This is a genomic window from Streptococcus sp. FSL W7-1342 (assembly GCF_037966635.1).
Lineage (GTDB): Bacteria > Bacillota > Bacilli > Lactobacillales > Streptococcaceae > Streptococcus > Streptococcus salivarius_D.
Genome location: NZ_CP150200.1, coordinates 1,756,358 through 1,775,631, shown reverse-complemented (window position 1 = coordinate 1,775,631; position 19,274 = coordinate 1,756,358). Strand labels below are relative to the sequence as shown.

Below are 19,274 nucleotides of genomic sequence, written 5' to 3'. Positions count from 1 at the left end.
CTACGCTCAAAATCTCTCGCGTGCATCAGAAAACATTGAACAGTTTTTTAAAGGAAAACAGATATGAAAGAAATATTCCTACAAATCTCAAACCGTCAAGACTTGTCTCAAGACCAAGTCCAAGCAGTCTTTGACCGCATTCTTAAAAATGAAGTCTCAGAAAGCCAAATTGCTGCCTTCCTTATGGGGCTTAAGACTAAGGGGGAAACAGCAGATGAAATCACAGGTATCGTGCGTGCCCTCAAATCACATGCGACTGTCTTGCCTGAGACTTTCACAGACGCTATGTGTAACTGTGGAACTGGTGGGGACCAGTCTTATAGCTTCAACATTTCGACTACTGTTTGCTTTATCCTAGCAGCAGGCGGTATTCGTATGGCCAAGGCTGGTAACCGTTCGATTTCCTCTAAATCTGGTTCGGCAGACGTTCTTGAAGCCCTTGGAATCAACGTTGCGGCATCACCAGAAACCCTATCTAAAGCACTTGATGAAGTTGGTTTAGCCTTTATCTTTGCCCAAACCATGCACCCAGCTATGCGTTTTATCGGTCCAGCCCGCCAAGCTCTTGGGATTCCAACGATTATGAACTTGGTTGGGCCACTGGCTAATCCTCTTGACCTTGAGACACAACTCATGGGGCTTTATCGTGTGGAATTACAAGAAATTGTTGCTAATGCTATTCAACAGTTGGGACGGAAACGTGCGGTTATTATCACAGGTCCTGACAATATGGACGAAGCTGCCCTCTATGGCACTAACACCTACACCCTTTTGGAAGATGGTCACATTAGTCAGCACACTTTCACTTATGAAGATTTGGGTATGGAAAAGGTTGAGTTGTCTGACATCACAGGTGGCGATGCCAAGGAAAATGCAGAGATTCTTCTAAGTGTCTTGAAAAATGAAGCTACTCCTTATCTTGAAACAACAGTGCTTAATGCGGGTCTCGGCTTCTTTGCCAATGGTAAGGTTGCGACCATTAAAGAAGGTGTTGAGCTTGCTCGTCAATTGATTGCGGACGGCTCAGCCCTAGAAAAACTTCGCCAACTCCAAGAGGTACAAGTATGAGTAAAGCCTTTCTCCCAACAATTTTAGAACAAAAAGAAAAAGAAGTGGCCCAGTTGGTCATGGAAGACTTGCAACCCTTGCGTCAGACCTATCGTCTTTATGATTTTCTCAAGTCAAATCAAAACAAGCTGCAAATTATTTCTGAAGTGAAAAAAGCTAGTCCAAGTATGGGTGATATTAACCTAGATGTGGATATTGTGGCTCAGGCCAAGACCTATGAGGTAAATGGGGCAGTCATGATTTCTGTTTTGACGGATGAGGTTTTCTTCAAGGGTGATATTTCCTATTTGAAAGAGATTTCGTCACAGGTGGCTATTCCAACCTTGGCTAAGGACTTCATTATTGATGAGAAACAGATTGTGCGTAGTCGTAATGCGGGTGCGACAGTCATTCTCTTGATTGTAGCGGCCTTGCCAGAGGCTCGTCTCAAGGAGCTCTACGATTTTGCGACAAGCCTTGGCTTGGAAGTCTTGGTTGAAACGCATAATCTGCCAGAATTGGAAGTTGCTCATCGTATTGGTGCTGAGATTATCGGCGTTAACAACCGTAATTTGGTTACTTTTGAGACAGATATCAACACCAGTCTAGAGTTATCAACGCATTTCAAGGACAAGCCTGTTTATATTTCTGAGTCGGCTATTTTTACAGGTCAGGATGCTGCCTTAGTTGCCCCATATTTTAATGGGATTCTAGTAGGAACTGCCCTTATGACAGCTGACAATGTGGCTGAAAAGGTCAAGGAGTTGCAAATTGACAAAGGTTAAAATTTGTGGACTATCGACACCAGAAGCGGTAGCAACTGCAGTTGAAGCAGGTGCTGACTACATTGGCTTTGTGTTCGCCAAGAGTAAGCGTCAAGTGAGTCTTGAACAAGCTCACCAGCTAGCTAAAGGTGTGACAGGTCAGACAAAAATCGTCGGTGTCTTTGTTTCACCCAGTCTTGAAGAACTGGAAGAAGCGATCGGTAAGGTTCCCTTAGATATCGTTCAGATTCATGGAACTTTTGATGAAGCTCTGATTCCAGAGATATCAGTACCAGTTATTCGAGCTATTCAGATTTCGGATAGTGATTCTCAAGTCAAGAGCCAGGCGGATTATCTTCTCTTTGATGCTCCCATTGCTGGTAGTGGTCAGACCTTTGACTGGCAACTCCTGGCTGATAAGCAGATTGAGCAGGACTATTTCATCGCTGGTGGCTTAACTGTGGACAATGTGGCAGAGGCCAAGGAGATTTTCCACCCCTATGCCTTAGATGTGTCCTCAGGTGTCGAGACAGATGGTCACAAAGATTTAGACAAGATTAAAGCATTTATAGAAAGAGTGAAAGCATGACATATCAACAACCTGATGCAAAAGGATTTTACGGAAAATTCGGTGGTCAGTTCGTTCCAGAAACGCTGATGACAGCCGTTATTGAATTGGACAAGGCTTATCGTGAAGCCAAGGAAGATCCAAGTTTCCAAGTGGAATTGGATGACCTCCTCAAAAACTATGTGGGACGTGAGACACCTCTTTACCACGCCAAACGTTTGACTGACCATATTGGTGGAGCACAAATTTATCTTAAACGTGAGGATCTTAACCATACAGGTGCCCACAAGATTAACAATGCCCTTGGTCAAGTCTTGCTTGCCAAACGTATGGGCAAGAAGAAAATCATCGCCGAAACAGGTGCAGGTCAACACGGTGTTGCAACAGCGACAGCCGCAGCCCTTTTCGACATGGATTGTACAATCTATATGGGTGAAGAAGATGTTAAACGTCAGGCGCTTAACGTTTTCCGTATGGAATTGCTTGGTGCCAAGGTATTTAGCGTAACAGATGGTTCGCGAGTGCTTAAGGATGCCGTAAATGCAGCCCTTCGTGCTTGGGTTGCAGGTATCGAGGATACGCACTACATCATGGGATCTGCCCTTGGTCCTGCACCATTCCCAGAAATTGTTCGTGACTTCCAATCTGTCATCGGTCGTGAAGCCAAACGCCAATACGCTGAGATTTCAGGTGGTAAATTGCCAGATGCTGTAATGGCTTGTATCGGTGGTGGTTCAAATGCTATCGGTATGTTCTACCCATTTGTTAATGATAAGTCAGTAGCCATGTATGGTGCTGAGGCTTCTGGTTTGGGGCTTGATACTGAAAAACATGCCGCAACCTTTGCCAAAGGCCGTCCAGGTATCCTTCACGGAGCGCTTATGGATGTCCTCCAAGATGCTCATGGTCAAATCATGGAAGCCTTCTCTATCTCAGCTGGTCTGGACTACCCAGGGGTTGGTCCTGAGCACTGTTATTTCAACGAAATTGGCCGTGCGACTTACGACTCTATCACAGACGAAGAAGCTCTTGAAGGCTTCAAACTTCTGTCACGTTTGGAAGGTATTATCCCAGCTCTTGAGTCTAGCCATGCCATTGCACTTGCGCAAAAAGTGGCAGCTAAGATGTCGCCAGACCAAAGCCTCATCGTCTGCCTCTCAGGTCGTGGGGACAAGGACGTTATGCAGGTTAAAGAACGTTTCGAAGCTGAAGCAGAAGGGAAATAAACCATGACAAAAACACTAACAAAACACCTACAAGCTATCAAAGACAGTAAACGCGGTATTTTCGTACCTTATATCATGGCTGGTGACCACGCTAAAGGCCTAGACGGACTCTTTGAGACCATTGCTCTCTTGGAAAATAGTGGTGTCTCAGCTATTGAGGTGGGTATTCCATGGTCTGACCCAGTGGCTGACGGCCCCGTTATTGAACTAGCAGGACAACGTAGTTTGGCTAAAGATGTGACTTTGACAGCTATTATCAAGAAGCTTCAAGAACAAAAAACACAGGTGCCTTTGGTTATCATGACCTACATCAACCCAGTTTATCAATATGGTATTGAGGCCTTTGTTAAGGACCTGGCAGATACATCTGTCAAGGGGCTCATTATTCCTGATTTGCCAGATGAACACGCTGACTTTATCACCCCTTATTTGAAAGACAGTGATATTGCTCTCGTGCCTTTGGTAAGTTTGACTACAGGTATTGATCGTCAAAAACAGTTGATTGATGGTGCTGAAGGCTTTATCTACGCCGTTGCCATCAATGGTGTCACTGGTAAGACTGGTAATTACCGTGATGACCTTGACAAACACTTGGCTAACTTGACTGCCCATGCAGACATTCCAGTCCTCACAGGTTTTGGTGTGTCAACTGAAGACGATATCAAACGCTTTAACGCTGTATCAGACGGTGTTATCGTAGGATCAAAAATCGTCCGTGACCTCCACGACGGGAAGGAAGAAGAAGTCGCTGAATTTGTTACATTCGGTTCACACTTTGAAAAATAGAAGATGATGCTCTCCAGAAATGGGGAGTATTTTTTCCTCAAAATCATTCTTTGGGGACGATTTGATTTTCTTAGTTATCAAGCTTATAATATGGGTGGATTGTAGCGAATTAAATGTATCTCTTGTTTTTATTTTCGTCTTACTTATAGAAAGAAGGTAGACAAATGAAAGTATCATTGAGGGTAATACTAGGGGTCTGTTTCTTAATAGGAGCCTTACTCTTTTTCTGTCGGGGAGAGAATCACTATGCACTGATTTTCCTTTTAGTTGGTGCCTTGTATCTCTACAAGGGCTTGAGCTGAGGGTTAAATCTCGTAATCAGCTTTCGTATATCTTGTATCAAATGAATAAGGTTTTTTAGTGACATAGATGTCACTATTTTTTTCTTTTCGAAAACTATAGAATGATTTTATAGCTTATTTAGAGTTAAAAAAAAGGAAGAAAAGGCATCTTTGAACATGATTTATCATATCTTGTCATTCTTTGTATCACACAAGAAAGCTCTGGCAATACTCTTTATGATAATTTGCTTGGCTATTATTTACCCTAACATGTTTACATTTTTGTATGGTGAAGGTAGGGATTTTGGACGTAGCCTTGTTAACTCAATTTTATCTTAGTAAAGTGTGACACCTCTTAGGAGGTGCTTTTTTAATGCGTTGAACTATTGAAGGCTAGTATGCTCAGTGTTACAATAAGGACAATGAAAAAGAAAAGGTTTAGAAATCATTAATGTTTACCAACAATTCCAGAATTATTTTCCTTAATAGGTTTTTGTCGCTGATTATCGAGTACGGTTATGCGATAGCACTGAGCATTATCTTCTCTAAAATCTCGGTGGACTATGTCTTAGGGCTATGGATTGCCAAATTCTTAGGAGGGATTCTTGCCAATGTGGGACATCAATTTGTAGGAAAAATCGCAAATAAAAAATATGTTTTGATTGGTATTGCATTGCTTAAGGCAGTCTGTCTGGCTTTGATCTATCTTGCCATGGGCAGTGTTTTTGTATTTGCTTTGGTGGTTCTGACTGAAGTGTTGACAACCTACTTTAACAGTTTGTTGTCCTCAGCGGTGCCTGTGCTTGTTAAAAAAGTCAACTTACAAAAATTTAACAGTACCTATACCATGATTGGGTCAGCTTCCTATTTCTTAGCACCTATGATAGTTGGTCTCTGGGGTAGCCTTGATTTAGGAAGCTTATTTTTGGTCTACAGTGTGCTAACGCTACTAGCAACCCTCTTATTGTTTAAACTGGGACCGATTATTTTTGACCGTGAGAATGAATCAGAAGAGGAGGTTTCTTCCAGTCAAGGTAGTCCTATTTTTGGAAGGCAGAGTATCGTCCTTAAGATGGTTATGATGACTATACTCTTACAGTCAGTGGGTGTCTTATATGATGCATATGAGGTTATCTTCCTGACCAAAGATGTCGGTATTTCTAGTCAGGCCTATTCTTTCTCTCTGTCCTTCTTAGCCATTGTCTTTCTAGCAACGAGTTCAATTCTATCTTTCAAAAGTCTCACTAAATACTCCCCTATGACCGTTTACTTGTTAGGCTCTCTTGTCTATTTGGGTTACGTTGTCGTCTTTCCATTCGTACCTAACCTACCGACTGTTTTGCTTAGCTATATCTTTTTAGCAGTTGGCCAAACGATATCTGGAATCTCGCAAAATGTTTACCTACAAGAGAAGTTGAATCCCCTACAGCTCAACAATCTTTATTTGAAAATTGAAGTCTTGAATCAGGTTTTGACAGGGATTGTTGTATTTGTCAGTGGTATGCTTATCAAGAGAGGTCTGCAGGTCACTACGATTTATTTGGGATACAGTCTTCCAGTCATTATACTCGTCTTGGGAATAATGCTTATGACTAAACTGTATCAGAAAAATCTAAAGTCATAATTTTTTGCCTAAGATAATGAAAGCGTTCCAAGGTCCTTGAAGTGGTCTTGGAAATTTTTTAAAAAATAAATCTACAAATGTAGACAAAACTCTTGACATATCCCTATAGCAGCGTTAAAATAAATCTACAAACGTAAACAAATAATAACATTCAGAAAGGACCTATCATGCTGACAATTTCATCTGCGGAATGGGAAGTCATGCGAGTGCTCTGGGCTAAGGGGCAAGCGACTTCTTCAGAGATTATAGCAATTCTATCTAAGAAGCTAGACTGGTCGGCTTCGACAGTAAAGACCTTGATTGGACGTTTGGCGGACAAGGGGTACCTAACTAGTCAGCGTCAAGGACGAGGGTTTATCTATCAAGCTAGCTTGGGGGAAGATGAGGCGAATTTTCAGGCTTTAGAAGCTGTTTTTGACAAGATTTGTTTGACCAAACATAGCGATTTGTTGGGTCAACTCATGGCAAAGACGCCGATGACCCAAGCCGATGTGGATAAGTTACAGGCCTTGCTTGCAGCAAAAGAACCTGTGGATCAGGTGGTTTGTGACTGTGTGCCTGGCCAATGTGCTTGTGGGCATCATATGGAGGTGATATAGGAAATGGCAAAAGAAACTTTTGTGGTTAATGGGATGACCTGTGCATCCTGTGTAGCCAATGTAGAAAATGCTGTTAATAAGTTGGATGGTGTGGACAAGGCTGTGGTTAATCTGACCACGGAAAAAATGTCTGTGGATTATGCTGGGGATAAAGTTAGTCCAGAAGCTATTGAAAAGGCCGTGGCTGATGCCGGTTATGAAGCTGAAGTCTACAATCCAGACACAGCCAAAAGCCAGGAAGAACGTGAAGAAGACAAGATTCACAAGGTGCGTGAGCGACTTATTTGGTCGTCGGTCTTCACCATTCCTCTCTTTTATCTAGCTATGGGGCCAATGGTCGGTCTACCTGTGCCAAACTTCTTGTCTCCTCATCATGCAGCTTTGACTTATGCCTTGGTGTTGCTAGTTTTGACAGTGCCCGTCATGTGGTTAGGCCGTTCTTTCTATAGTAATGGTTTTCGTACTTTGGCCAAGGGTCATCCTAATATGGATGCCTTGGTAGCCTTGGCAACATCGGCGGCCTTTATTTATAGTCTCTATGGTACTTACCATATTTCATTGGGGCATGCCCATCACGCCCACCAACTTTATTTTGAGTCAGTGGCTGTTATCTTGACCCTGATTACTCTAGGGAAGTACTTTGAAACCCTCTCTAAGGGTCGAACTTCAGAAGCTATTAAGAAACTTATGCACTTGTCAGCCAAGGAAGCAACTGTCCTTCGTGATGGTAAGGAAGTCAAGCTTCCTGTGGATAAGGTTGTTCTTGGTGACCATATTGTGGTCAAACCTGGGGAAAAGATAGCCGTGGATGGTCGAGTGATTTCTGGTAGCTCTGCTATTGATGAGAGTATGCTTACAGGTGAGTCACTCCCTATTGAAAAATCAGCTGGTAAACCAGTTTTTGCAGGTTCTATTAATGGTCAGGGTAGCTTGATTTATGAAGCTGAAAAGATTGGTAAGGACACCTTGCTTTCCCAAATCATCAAATTGGTTGAGGATGCCCAACAAACCAAGGCACCGATTGCTAAGATTGCCGATCAGGTGTCAGCGGTCTTTGTTCCCGTTGTCATGGCTATCGCCCTTGTTTCAGGTCTCTTCTGGTACTTTATCATGGGACAAACCTTTACCTTCGCTATGACTGTAGCAGTCAGCGTCTTGGTTATTGCTTGTCCATGTGCATTGGGACTTGCGACACCGACAGCCATCATGGTTGGTACAGGGCTTGGTGCCGAGCATGGTATTCTCTATAAGCGTGGAGATGTGCTCGAGTTAGCTCACAAGTCTGATGTTCTCGTTTTTGACAAGACAGGAACCATTACTCAGGGTAAACCTCAGCTCGCTTCTAGCTATACTTATGACAATAGCGGAGCAGCCTTGCAACTTTTGGCATCCTTGGAAGCCAAGTCCGAACACCCTTTGGGTCAAGCCATCCTTGTGGCAGCAGAAAATGCTAACTTGGACTTGTTAGAGATGGACAATTTCTCAAGTTTGACTGGACGAGGACTAACTGCAAGCTATGCAGGCAAAACTTATCTAGCTGGGAATCAAACTCTTATGGCTGAGGAAAAAGTCGACTTGACTTCAGCACAAGCTGATTTCCAAAGCTTGACAGCGGATGGTCAGACACCTATTTTCTTGGCTGAAGATGGTAAGTTAATCGGACTCTTTGGTGTAGCTGATCAGGTTAAAGCAGATAGCGCCGATATGGTGGCCGCTCTTCATCAAATGAGCAAAGAAGTCATCATGTTGACTGGTGATAATGACCAAACAGCTCAAGCCATCGCTCAAAAGGTTGGTATCAAGCGTGTTATCAGTCAAGTGCTTCCGCAAGAGAAATCTAGGGTGATTAGCGACCTTCAAGCAGAAGGAAAATCAGTCATCATGGTTGGTGATGGTATCAATGATGCCCCAGCCCTTGCGACTGCAGATATCGGTATTGCCATGGGTTCTGGGACAGATATTGCCATGGAAAGTGCCGATATGGTCCTTATGAAACCCAACCTCATGGATGTCGTTAAGGCCTTGAAAATTAGTCAGGCGACAATCACAACGATTAAAGAGAACCTCTTCTGGGCCTTTATCTACAATATCTTGTCTATCCCAGTGGCCATGGGTGTCCTCCACCTCTTTGGAGGTCCCCTACTTGACCCAATGATAGCAGGACTGGCCATGAGCTTTAGCTCTGTCTCCGTCGTTCTCAATGCTCTGCGACTCAAACGCCGCAAAGTCTAAGCGTCAGTTACTTATAACTCCCGCCACTTAAGCTGTGTATCAAAAAAATAATTAAAGAAAAGGAAGAAAGAAAAATGACAAAAACATATAATATTACAGGAATGAAATGCCAAGGTTGTGTCAACACCGTTACCGAAAAACTCTCTGCTGTCAAAGGCGTTGAGAATGTTAAAGTTGACCTCGAAAACAAACAAGTCACTATTGAAGGTAAGCCATGGAAGTGGTCTCTCAAACGTGCCCTCAAAGGCACTAAGTTCGAACTTGGTGATGAAATTTAAGACAGGAATGAAATTGATATATCGAGAGAATCGAAAAGTTCTCTCTTTTTTTATTTTTTAGAACCAGATCTAAAAAAATTAGATATCTGCAATAGCTTATCCTTACTAAACAGCTAAGTGTTATAGTAATGTTATATTAAATCATTTGATATATAACTTTCTTAGTATCTATAAGAAAAATGTTAAATTATATAAGTCTTATAAATGACTGGTAAGGTAAGTATATTCCTTATATTCACTTTTAGTTTTTGGTTATATACTCTTTAATGATTAAATTAGCATTTTCGCAAAATAATAACTACATTAAAAACGATTGTTGAAAATAGTATTATATGAATTAGCTTGAAAAATACATATTATAGGTCTAATTAAGAGTTTTTAAGGGAATAATTTAGTTAAAATTTATCAGAAAATATAAAAAATAGGATTGACATTTTTTGATAGCAGGTATATTATAAAAATTGTAAATTTGTAAGATGGGTTAATTAGTAAACAGTTATCGGATATTTTAGAGGTGGAACGAATTAATTTCTATTGGGATTAAATCTGTTTCGACTGATAAAAATTTCAAAGTAGATAGTTATTTATTTTCAGTACAGGAGACATGAAAATGAAAACATCAGATTTGAAACAAACTGCTTTCGTCGGGATTGTAGCAACTGCTGCACTAGGCGTAGGAACAACGTTCACCCAAACAACGGCATCAGCTGATAGTTTAGAAACACCTGTTGTAAATTCAGGTACTAATCAAAACTCAACAACTCATGCTGAACCAACAAACCTCGCAGAAGCAAATGCAAACTTAAAACAAATCGAGCACTCTTATCAAAATGCTACAGCTGAGTTAACAAATGCTCAAACTAATATGAATGAGGCTACCTCTGCTCAAAATCAAGCTGTCGAAGCTTCAAACCAAAATATTAAAGCCACTAACGATGCCAATGCACAACTTGAAGCAAAAGTCGCCGAACTTAACGGTGCTAAGAATAATGTGGCTAATGCCCAAGTCGAAGCTAACAAAGATAGTCAAGCGCTCGACCAAGAGGTTGCCAAAAATCCAACAGCTGAGGCTGATTTGTTTAAAGCGGAAACTGATGCACAAAAAGCAAACCAAGCTAAAATCGCAGCCGAAAATCATAAATCTGATGTGCAAAAGGAACTTGAAAGTGCTGATAAATCTGCAACTAATTTGAAAAATAATTTATCTACTGAGCAAAATACAGTAGATAAATTGACTAAAAACGTTAAAGATTTGACAAAGGCATCAACCGACGCACATTCAAATCAAACCAATGCGGAAAGTAAATTAGCTGAAAAACAAAATGAAGTTGATTCAAAAATCAATGAATTACAAAGCAATGTTGACAAACAGCCTGACATCATCACTTATGAACGTACTGACGCAAAAACACTTAACGCATTTGACTACGACCGTGGCGACGCAAATGAAGGTCCGGGTAAACAACGTGAAGTTGTCATCACTGACGGCAAAGAAACAGTCAACATTGACTTGACACCTGAACAACAATTGGATTATCAATCAACAGGTGCATTTACTTACACACCAAATATGGCTGAAGTAAACAAATATTTGGTTGCGTACATTAATCGTCTTCGCGAAATTAATGGAATCACTGATAAAGTGACTACAGATGACGTGGCTTAAGCATTTGCACAAGCTCGTGCGGATGAAATGCTTAAGAATGATGACTTGTCTCACCGTACAGCTCTTGGCCATCCACATTCTTGGGAAAACATTGGCGGAACTCTTTACCAAACTAACAGCGACTACTTTTACAATCCACGAATTGTATTGTCTGACCAACAATTTGCTTACATGGAATTGTCGCACTGGTTTACAGAATACCGTAATTACGCGTCTGGTTCAGGAAACTTGCAATATGGACACCGCCTTAATTTGCTCTTTTCAGTAGGTAACATTGGATTTGGTTCTGCAACCAAGACTGACGCTGAAGCTAACGAAATGAATGGCTATGTGGCAATGGATGTATTCGCATACCCAGGTCAAAGCTCAAAATCTGAAGCAATGAAAGATGTGACATACGAAACTGAAGATGGCCGTACTGTAATGTACTTCAACGGTAAACGTGTGAAATTCTTGCCTGAAATGACATTTAACTATGTATCAAACAAGAAAATCGTAACACCATCAAAAGCCAAATTAGATGCTCAAGCTAAACTTGACGCTTACAAAGTACAAGCCGCAAAAGAATTGGCAGATGCCCAAGCCAAAGTTGATGAAACTAAAGCCAAAGTTGCTGATATTGATGGACAGTTAGCCAAATCTGACGCTGAATTGACATCTCATCAAACAATACTTGATGCTCTTAAAGTCAAGCTCTCAAATTCATACGCAATTTTGAATGACTTGAAATCAAAACTTGTTGAGGCTACTGCAGATGTAAATGCTGCGAACATTGACAAAGAAAAGGCTGATGCAAAACTTACTGAAGTTCAAGCTAAAAATAAAGCTTTAACTGATGCTCGTGATAAATACACTGAGGCCATCAATAAAGTTAAATCCCTTCAAGAAAAAGTTAAAACACTTGAATCTGATGTGAAAGTTTTGACTGAAACTCGTGATGGACTAGTAGCTAAGCAAGAAGGACTCGATAAAGCTGTTGCAACCGCTAAAGCTAAGGTTGCTGAAGCTAAATCTGCTTACGATATTGCTAAATCTAAAGTTGACGAATTGTCTGTAGCTTATGTGAAAGCCCAAGCCGATGTTCTTAAGTTTACGCCAAAACCAGTAGCAAAATCTAAACCTGGTTCCCAGTTTGTTAACATAAAATATTATGGGAATTCCAATTTATTGTATAGCTCAAGCAACCCAGTTCAATCTTCTGAACTTAAAGCTTACAAAAATCAAACTTCTACTAGTCCAAAATGTGAATCTGGAAGTATAAATTCTATGAGTGTTAACAGACAAACCCAATTACCATCAACTGGAGAAGAGTCTTCAATTCTCACTACTATGGGTATCACAATAATGTCTCTATTTGGTTTACTGTATACTGGTAAACACCGTAAAAATACAAATTAAGAAGTGTAAATTATAAATAATAAACCATATGGTTTAAGACAGGAAAAAAACAGCTCTTAGGCTGTTTTTTTCTGCCCATAATCTTTTTGAAAATCCCTTCCTTTTGTGATATGATTAAAGCAATAATGTTCTCAAAATTGAGACTAGAAAATCAAGAAAAGAAAACGGTATACCTATGTCTAAACAAACCCTTATCCTTCTCTACGGTGGACGTTCAGCAGAACGTGAAGTGTCTGTGCTCTCAGCTGAGAGTGTTATGCGTGCGGTGGATTACAGCGCATTTGAGGTTAAAACCTACTTTATCACTCAGTCTGGTGATTTTATCAAAACACAAGAATTTACAGAAACACCAGGTGATGACGAGAAGCTCATGACTAATGACACAGTTGTGGCTAGTCAAGCTATCAAACCAAGCGATATTTATGAAGAAGGCGCTGTGGTATTCCCAGTTCTTCATGGTCCTATGGGTGAGGATGGTTCTATCCAAGGTTTCCTCGAAACCCTCAAATTGCCATATGTGGGTACTAATGTTCTTTCTTCAAGTGTGGCTATGGACAAGATTATGACCAAACACATTCTTGAAGTTGCTGGTGTGCCTCAGGTTGCCTACACAGTCTTCATCGAGGGTGAAGATTTGGAAGCAGCAGTAGCAGAGACACTTGAAAAATTAACCTTCCCAGTGTTTGTCAAACCTGCTAACATGGGGTCATCTGTTGGGATTTCTAAAGCTGAAAATGAAGCAGAGCTTCGTGCAGCGATTGATTTGGCTCTCAAATATGATAGTCGTATCTTGATTGAGCAAGGTGTGGTTGCCCGAGAAATCGAGGTTGGTATCCTTGGCAATACAAATGTCAAAACGACTGATCCAGGTGAAGTAGTCAAAGATGTGGCTTTCTATGACTATCAAGCCAAGTACATTGACAATAAGATTACCATGGACATCCCAGCTCACGTGCCTGCAGAAGTCATGACACAAATGCGTGCTTATGCGGCCAAGGCCTTCCGTGCCCTTGGTGGTTGTGGTCTTGCCCGCTGTGATTTCTTCCTGACAGAGGATGGAGCCATCTACCTTAACGAGCTCAACACCATGCCAGGTTTCACCCAATGGTCAATGTATCCACTTCTTTGGGAAAATATGGGACTTTCTTACTCAGACCTTATCAAGGAATTGGTAGCCTTGGGACAAGAAATGTTTGACAAACGTGAAAGCCATTTAATTTAAGAAATAGTATCTAGAACACAGACATCTTAGTCTCGGAGAAATCTCTGAGACTGAGGTGTTTTTTTTCTTTACAGAAATCCAGGTTTTATTTATATCTTTTCTTTATCACCTCGATAAAAAATACATATTATCCAAATAATCTAACAGGTGGTAGAATAAATCTAACGTTTCAAATGAAATAAAGCAATTCGTTCGTGTTTGATGAAGATTTGCGTACCGCAATGATTATCAGGGGCGAGTGAAGGTCAAAGGGCTAGAAGTAGATGGCAGTGAATGCTCACGGAATTTTACACGCCCTTTGTATCTTATGGAATTGAACACAGGCTAAATTCCTAGAGCAAAAGATAAACTTCCTAGTGTGCCAGCACACGTCGTCAGTTTCCTATTTGCCTTACGGAATTTTCTACGCCCTTTGTATCTTAAATGAGGAGGTAAGTTTTGGACTGGTCCATTGTTCAACAGTATTTGCCCTTTTATCAGAAGGCATTCTTTTTAACCTTACATATTGCCGTTCTGGGGATTCTTGGTTCCTTCCTTTTGGGCTTGGTGGTGAGTGTTATTCGTCATTATCGAGTACCGATTTTGAGTCAGCTTTCGACGGCTTATATTGAGTTATCTCGTAATACGCCGCTCTTGATTCAGCTTTTCTTTCTCTACTTTGGCTTGCCTCGTATAGGTTTGGTTCTATCCTCAGAGGCTTGTGCTGTGGTAGGTTTGATTTTCTTGGGTGGTTCCTATATGGCGGAGTCCTTCCGAAGTGGCCTAGAGGCTGTTAGTCAGACCCAGCATGAAGTGGGTTTGTCTATTGGTTTGACGCCATTCCAAGTCTTTCGCTATGTGGTCCTTCCTCAGGCAGTGGCTGTGGCGCTTCCGTCATTTAGTGCTAACGTCATTTTCCTTATCAAGGAAACGTCAGTATTCTCAGCGGTAGCCTTGGCGGATCTGATGTATGTGGCCAAGGATTTGATTGGTCTTTACTACGAAACCGATGTGGCTCTAGGCATGTTGGTGGTGGCTTATCTCTTGATGTTGCTGCCGATTTCTCTAGTCTTTAGTTGGATTGAAAGGAGGTTACGCTATGCAGGATTCGGGCTTTCAGGTTCTTCTTCAGGGGAATAATTTCCTACGTATCTTACAAGGTTTAGGCGTAACTATTGGAATTTCCATCGTCTCAGTTCTTCTGTCCCTTTTACTAGGAACCCTTTTTGGAATTGTCATGACTTCGAAGTCTAAGATTGTTCGTTTTTTGTCACGTATTTATCTGGAATTTATTCGTATCATGCCCCAGTTGGTCTTGCTATTTATTGTTTATTTTGGTCTGGCTAGGAACTTTAACATCAACATCTCAGGCGAGCTATCGGCTATTATCGTCTTTACCCTTTGGGGAACGGCTGAGATGGGTGATTTGGTGCGTGGATCAATCACGTCACTACCTAGACACCAGTTTGAGAGCGGAAGGGCCCTTGGTCTAACCAATGGTCAACTCTATACCTATGTGATTATTCCACAGGTCTTGCGTCGCTTGTTGCCTCAGGCTATTAACCTGGTGACACGGATGATTAAAACGACGTCCTTGGTGGTTTTGATTGGGGTGGTTGAGGTGACCAAGGTTGGTCAGCAGATTATCGACAGTAACCGCCTGACTATTCCAACAGCTTCTTTTTGGATTTATGGCACGATTTTGATTCTTTATTTTGCCATTTGTTATCCAGTATCTAAGCTGTCTACTTATCTTGAAAATCGTTGGAGGAACTAAGATGACAGAAAGCATTTTACAAATCAAGGATTTGAGAAAGTCCTTTGGGGACAATGAGATTCTCAAAGGCATCTCCTTGGATGTTAAACAAGGTGAAGTCGTTGTTATCCTGGGTTCCTCAGGTTGTGGGAAATCGACCTTGCTACGTTGCATCAATGGCTTGGAGACCATTCAAGGAGGCGATATTCTCCTGGATGGCAAGTCTATCACTGGCAGTAAGAAGGATTTCCACCTGATTCGTCAGAAAATCGGAATGGTCTTTCAAAGTTATGACCTCTTTCCACACTTGGATATCCTACAAAATCTGATCTTGGGTCCAGTCAAAGCTCAAGGACGTAACAAGGAAGAAGTCATTGCGGAGGCTGAGAAACTTTTGGATCGTGTGGGACTTCTGGACAAGAAGCATAGCTTCGCACGACAACTGTCAGGTGGTCAAAAGCAGCGTGTGGCCATTGTCCGCTCCCTGCTCATGCATCCTGAAGTTATCCTCTTTGACGAGGTGACGGCTTCGCTTGACCCTGAGATGGTTCGTGAGGTTCTGGAATTGATTAACGACCTCGCTCAAGAAGGGCGTACCATGTTGATTGTGACCCATGAGCTTCAGTTTGCGCGTGCCATCGCTGACCGTATTATCTTTATGGATAAGGGAGTCATCGCTGAGGAAGGTACTGCTGAAGAATTCTTCAATCAACCAAAGACACAGCGAGCTCAAGAGTTCCTCAATGTCTTTGATTTCAGTCAGTTTGGTGCCTATTTGTAACCCATTGTTTTTAGTAAAAATATAATATTTTAGGAGATATTTATGAAATTAACAAAGAAAATTTTTGTCCTATTAGCCCTCGTCTTTGCTTTGGTGGCAGTGACTGCTTGCTCAAGTAACAATAGCTCTGGTAAATCAACAGCCAAAGCACGTACCATCGAAGAAATTAAGAAGAGTGGTGAACTCCGTATCGCCGTCTTTGCGGATAAGAAACCTTTCGGTTATGTAGATAACAAGGGTGCTTACCAAGGTTACGATATTGAACTTGGGAACCGTTTGGCAAAAGACTTGGGTGTTAAACCTAAATACGTCTCAGTAGATGCGGCCAACCGTGCAGAATTCTTGATTTCAAACAAGGTAGATATTACCCTTGCTAACTTTACAGTAACTGATGAACGTAAGAAACAAGTGGACTTCGCCCTTCCTTACATGAAAGTCTCAATCGGTGTGGTGTCACCTAAAGACAAGGTCATTAAGGACGTTAAAGAACTTGAAGGTAAGACTTTGATTGTTACTAAGGGAACAACTGCTGAAACTTACTTTGAAAAGAACTACCCAAATATCAAATTGCAAAAGTATGACCAATATAGCGATGCTTACCAAGCCCTCCTTGATGGTCGTGGCGATGCCTTCTCAACTGATAATACAGAAGTTCTTGCTTGGGCTCTAGAAAATAAAGGTTACGAAGTTGGAATCACATCACTTGGTGACCCAGATACCATTGCCCCAGCCGTTCAAAAAGGTAACAAAGAACTCCTTGACTTTATCAATAAAGACATTAAGAAACTTGGTGAAGAGAATTTCTTCCACAAAGATTATGAAAAAACACTTCACCCAACTTACGGTGATGCAGCTAAAGCTGATGACCTCGTGGTTGAAGGTGGCGAAGTGAAATAAGACTAGTTCTTCTTTAAGGAGCAAGTCTAGCTTAATAAGAATAAAACAAACCACCCCGTGGCTATCTAGCTCAGCTAGAAGCAGGGGTGGTTTGTTTGTTTTAGGCTGATTTTTTTCTTACCTTTTTGTTTTTTATGTTTCTCCACCCAATGACAATAATTGGCAAGAAAGCAGCTCCCACGATTCCCCAAGAAAGAAAAGCGTCAATATAATCAAAAAAAGTTTTGCGTTCACCATAGACCGAGGTAGAGCCATCTTTCCAAGTAATGGTTTTGTCCCTATCATCAATCCTTTTGTAGGACTCCCCATTATAAGTCAAATAATGATCCTTCCGTACATACATATTCAAATAGTTAGAGCCGTTCTTTGTGGGAAGGTCTGAGAACAGACTTTCCTTGGCGTAAACTTCAATGTAGATGGTTCCATCTTTAAGACCTTTAATTTTCTGAGTTCGAGCATTTTTGATAAGGAGCTTTCCATCTTGTACAATCTCCCAATCGTACTTACGACTTCTTCCTCCTTCGTTATAGGAAATAGCAAGCTTGTGGTTTTCAGACTGCCATAGCCCGTAGATACCATCTTTATAAACCCCATCATCAAAGAAAATCATATAGACGATGAAAATAGGTATCATAAGTAGGAAACATATCTCAAAAATGTTGGCTAAACGGTCTGTAAATTTATCCCAACGTGCTCGCCATCCAGTTTTGTACTTTTGTGTTCTTCGATATTCATTTTGTGAATGGTCTTTACTATTAATTTCCTGTTGATCACTATATTTTTTCTTTTTTTGATGCCTCATTTAGCCTATTTTTCCTTTTTAGATTTCTTTTTATTCGCCAATCGACAAAAATGGCATACAAAATCATAGAACCAATAATTCCAAATACGATATAAGGTTTCAGACGATCAAACAAGGTTATTCGTTGACCATAAAGGGATTTTGAACCATCGTTCCAGGTAATACTCTTGTTTTCATCATCAATCCGTTTGTAGGATTCACCATCATAGGTCAAGTAATTGTCTTTACGGACATACATATTCAAATAGTTGTAGCCGTTCTTTGTGGGAAGGTCTGAAAACAGACTTTCCTCAGCGTAAACTTCAATGTAGAGGGTCCCATCCTCTAAGCGTTTAATATCATCAACGCGTGCGTCTTTGATGAGAACATTTCCATCTTGAACAATATCCCAATCACGCTTACTTTCTTTGCGCCCTCTTTCGTAGGATATGGCAAGCTTATGATTTTCAGATTGCCACAGACCGTAGATACCATCTTTATAAACCCCATCGTTAAAGAAAATCATATAGACGATGAAAACAGGTATCATGAGTAGGAAACATATCCCAAAAATGTTGGCTAAACGGTCTGTAAATTTATCCCAGCGTGCTCGCCATCCTGTTTTGCGTTTTTGTTCTTTTCGATATGCTTTTTGTGAATGATACTTTCGGTTGAGTTTCTTTCGGTCAGCGTATTTTCTTTTTGATTGGTGTCTCACTTAGTTTTTCTCTCCTCTTTTGCCGAGCCTCTGTAATGATAAGAACTGAGCAAATCCCCATAAGTATCAAATAGAGGGCTTCAAAAACCTCATCTATAGTGGTTTTTCGTTCACCACAAGGGCTGGTAGAACCATCTTTCCAAGTAATGGACTTGTTTCCAGAATTGATACGCTTGTAGGACTCACCGTCATAGGTAAGATAATTGTTTTTGCGAAGATAGAAATCCATATAGCTTAAGCCGTCCTTGGTGGGTAGGTCTGTCAGGTAGTCTTCCACAGTGTAGAGCTCCATGTGAAGAGTCCCGTCATTAAGCCGTTTGACCGGGCGAGTTCTAGCAGCATAGATAATATACTTACCATCCTGTACGACTTGCCAGTCGATATTTCCTCGTTTCCAAATATGCTTATAGGAAATCGCTAACTTATGATGATCAGACTGCCAGAGACCATATATGTTATCTTTATTGACTGTATAATGATCATAATAATAAAAGCCACCATACAGCAGTGCCAGTAGCACTAAAATAATCAATTCAGCTGTTGGTTCTAGTAGGATGATCTTTCTCCAATTAAAGCACCACCCTTTAGGTTCTTCGATACTTTGACAGTCGCTATTTATATTTTCCTCTCCCTTAGAGAGGTTGATTAATCTTTTCTTTGTCATGCCTAAT

The 19,274-nt window shown here is 41.1% G+C and carries 19 protein-coding genes; 16 read left to right on the top strand and 3 right to left on the bottom strand.

Translation table 11 applies throughout. The annotated features are described in order from the left end of the window. Positions 1–63: 63 nt before the first annotated feature. The 16 genes from trpD (at position 64) to NSQ79_RS08090 (ending at position 17,104) form a co-directional block, all read left to right on the top strand. Positions 64–1,068 carry an anthranilate phosphoribosyltransferase gene (gene trpD / locus NSQ79_RS08165; protein WP_138261716.1) on the top strand — a complete coding sequence of 335 codons (1,005 nt, stop codon included), beginning with the start codon at positions 64–66 and terminating at the stop codon, positions 1,066–1,068. After that, on the top strand, positions 1,065–1,832 hold the full coding sequence (gene trpC / locus NSQ79_RS08160) for an indole-3-glycerol phosphate synthase TrpC (RefSeq protein WP_183138268.1): 768 nt from the start codon (positions 1,065–1,067) through the stop codon (positions 1,830–1,832). The genes trpD and trpC overlap by 4 nt, the downstream gene beginning before the upstream one ends. Then, the gene (locus tag NSQ79_RS08155; protein WP_118184833.1) at positions 1,819–2,400 is read left to right on the top strand and encodes a phosphoribosylanthranilate isomerase; all 582 of its coding nucleotides are present in this window, start codon (positions 1,819–1,821) and stop codon (positions 2,398–2,400) included. Before trpC ends, NSQ79_RS08155 begins: the two co-directional genes overlap by 14 nt. Continuing rightward, entirely contained in the window at positions 2,397–3,605 is a 1,209-nt protein-coding gene (gene trpB, locus NSQ79_RS08150) for a tryptophan synthase subunit beta (RefSeq protein ID WP_084870992.1), read from the top strand. Before NSQ79_RS08155 ends, trpB begins: the two co-directional genes overlap by 4 nt. A gap of 3 nt (positions 3,606–3,608) precedes the next feature. Beyond that, positions 3,609–4,391, top strand: a complete 783-nt coding sequence (trpA, locus tag NSQ79_RS08145; protein ID WP_221739263.1) for a tryptophan synthase subunit alpha — start codon at positions 3,609–3,611, stop codon at positions 4,389–4,391. A 774-nt stretch (positions 4,392–5,165) separates the two neighbouring features. Beyond that, positions 5,166–6,296, top strand: coding sequence for an MFS transporter (locus NSQ79_RS08140; protein WP_260449954.1), 1,131 nt, complete (start codon positions 5,166–5,168; stop codon positions 6,294–6,296). Between the two features lie 167 nt (positions 6,297–6,463). Continuing rightward, positions 6,464–6,895, top strand: a complete 432-nt coding sequence (locus NSQ79_RS08135; protein ID WP_002891594.1) for a CopY/TcrY family copper transport repressor — start codon at positions 6,464–6,466, stop codon at positions 6,893–6,895. A gap of 3 nt (positions 6,896–6,898) precedes the next feature. Then, positions 6,899–9,127, top strand: coding sequence for a heavy metal translocating P-type ATPase (locus tag NSQ79_RS08130; RefSeq protein WP_339313507.1), 2,229 nt, complete (start codon positions 6,899–6,901; stop codon positions 9,125–9,127). 74 nt (positions 9,128–9,201) lie between these two features. After that, a complete protein-coding gene (copZ, locus tag NSQ79_RS08125; RefSeq protein ID WP_004183213.1) occupies positions 9,202–9,405 on the top strand; it encodes a copper chaperone CopZ in 204 nt (67 codons plus the stop codon). 610 nt (positions 9,406–10,015) lie between these two features. Then, the gene (locus NSQ79_RS08120; protein WP_164332037.1) at positions 10,016–11,071 is read left to right on the top strand and encodes a hypothetical protein; all 1,056 of its coding nucleotides are present in this window, start codon (positions 10,016–10,018) and stop codon (positions 11,069–11,071) included. Positions 11,072–11,098: 27 nt separating this feature from the next. Further along, entirely contained in the window at positions 11,099–12,469 is a 1,371-nt protein-coding gene (locus NSQ79_RS08115) for an LPXTG cell wall anchor domain-containing protein (RefSeq protein ID WP_164332038.1), read from the top strand. A 175-nt stretch (positions 12,470–12,644) separates the two neighbouring features. Then, positions 12,645–13,691, top strand: a complete 1,047-nt coding sequence (locus NSQ79_RS08110) for a D-alanine--D-alanine ligase (RefSeq protein ID WP_164332039.1) — start codon at positions 12,645–12,647, stop codon at positions 13,689–13,691. A gap of 438 nt (positions 13,692–14,129) precedes the next feature. Beyond that, positions 14,130–14,810, top strand: coding sequence for an amino acid ABC transporter permease (locus tag NSQ79_RS08105; protein ID WP_002884251.1), 681 nt, complete (start codon positions 14,130–14,132; stop codon positions 14,808–14,810). Next, positions 14,770–15,447: an amino acid ABC transporter permease gene (locus NSQ79_RS08100; protein WP_002891585.1), complete on the top strand. Its 678-nt coding sequence runs from the start codon at positions 14,770–14,772 to the stop codon at positions 15,445–15,447. Before NSQ79_RS08105 ends, NSQ79_RS08100 begins: the two co-directional genes overlap by 41 nt. Position 15,448: 1 nt before the next feature. Next, a complete protein-coding gene (locus tag NSQ79_RS08095) occupies positions 15,449–16,207 on the top strand; it encodes an amino acid ABC transporter ATP-binding protein (protein ID WP_045769089.1) in 759 nt (252 codons plus the stop codon). A 42-nt stretch (positions 16,208–16,249) separates the two neighbouring features. Next, on the top strand, positions 16,250–17,104 hold the full coding sequence (locus NSQ79_RS08090; protein ID WP_339313503.1) for a cysteine ABC transporter substrate-binding protein: 855 nt from the start codon (positions 16,250–16,252) through the stop codon (positions 17,102–17,104). 100 nt (positions 17,105–17,204) lie between these two features. Here the strand turns inward: NSQ79_RS08090 and NSQ79_RS08085 are convergent, their stop codons facing one another. Genes NSQ79_RS08085 through NSQ79_RS08075 form a run of 3 tightly spaced genes read right to left on the bottom strand, consistent with a single transcriptional unit; the run spans position 17,205 to position 19,267 of the window. Further along, the gene (locus NSQ79_RS08085) at positions 17,205–17,906 is read right to left on the bottom strand and encodes a hypothetical protein (RefSeq protein WP_045769091.1); all 702 of its coding nucleotides are present in this window, start codon (positions 17,904–17,906) and stop codon (positions 17,205–17,207) included. Beyond that, complete coding sequence (locus tag NSQ79_RS08080) at positions 17,878–18,603, bottom strand: hypothetical protein (protein WP_149561203.1); 726 nt, start codon at positions 18,601–18,603, stop codon at positions 17,878–17,880. The genes NSQ79_RS08085 and NSQ79_RS08080 overlap by 29 nt, the downstream gene beginning before the upstream one ends. Beyond that, complete coding sequence (locus NSQ79_RS08075) at positions 18,572–19,267, bottom strand: hypothetical protein (RefSeq protein WP_235289488.1); 696 nt, start codon at positions 19,265–19,267, stop codon at positions 18,572–18,574. The genes NSQ79_RS08080 and NSQ79_RS08075 overlap by 32 nt, the downstream gene beginning before the upstream one ends. Positions 19,268–19,274 lie beyond the last annotated feature (7 nt).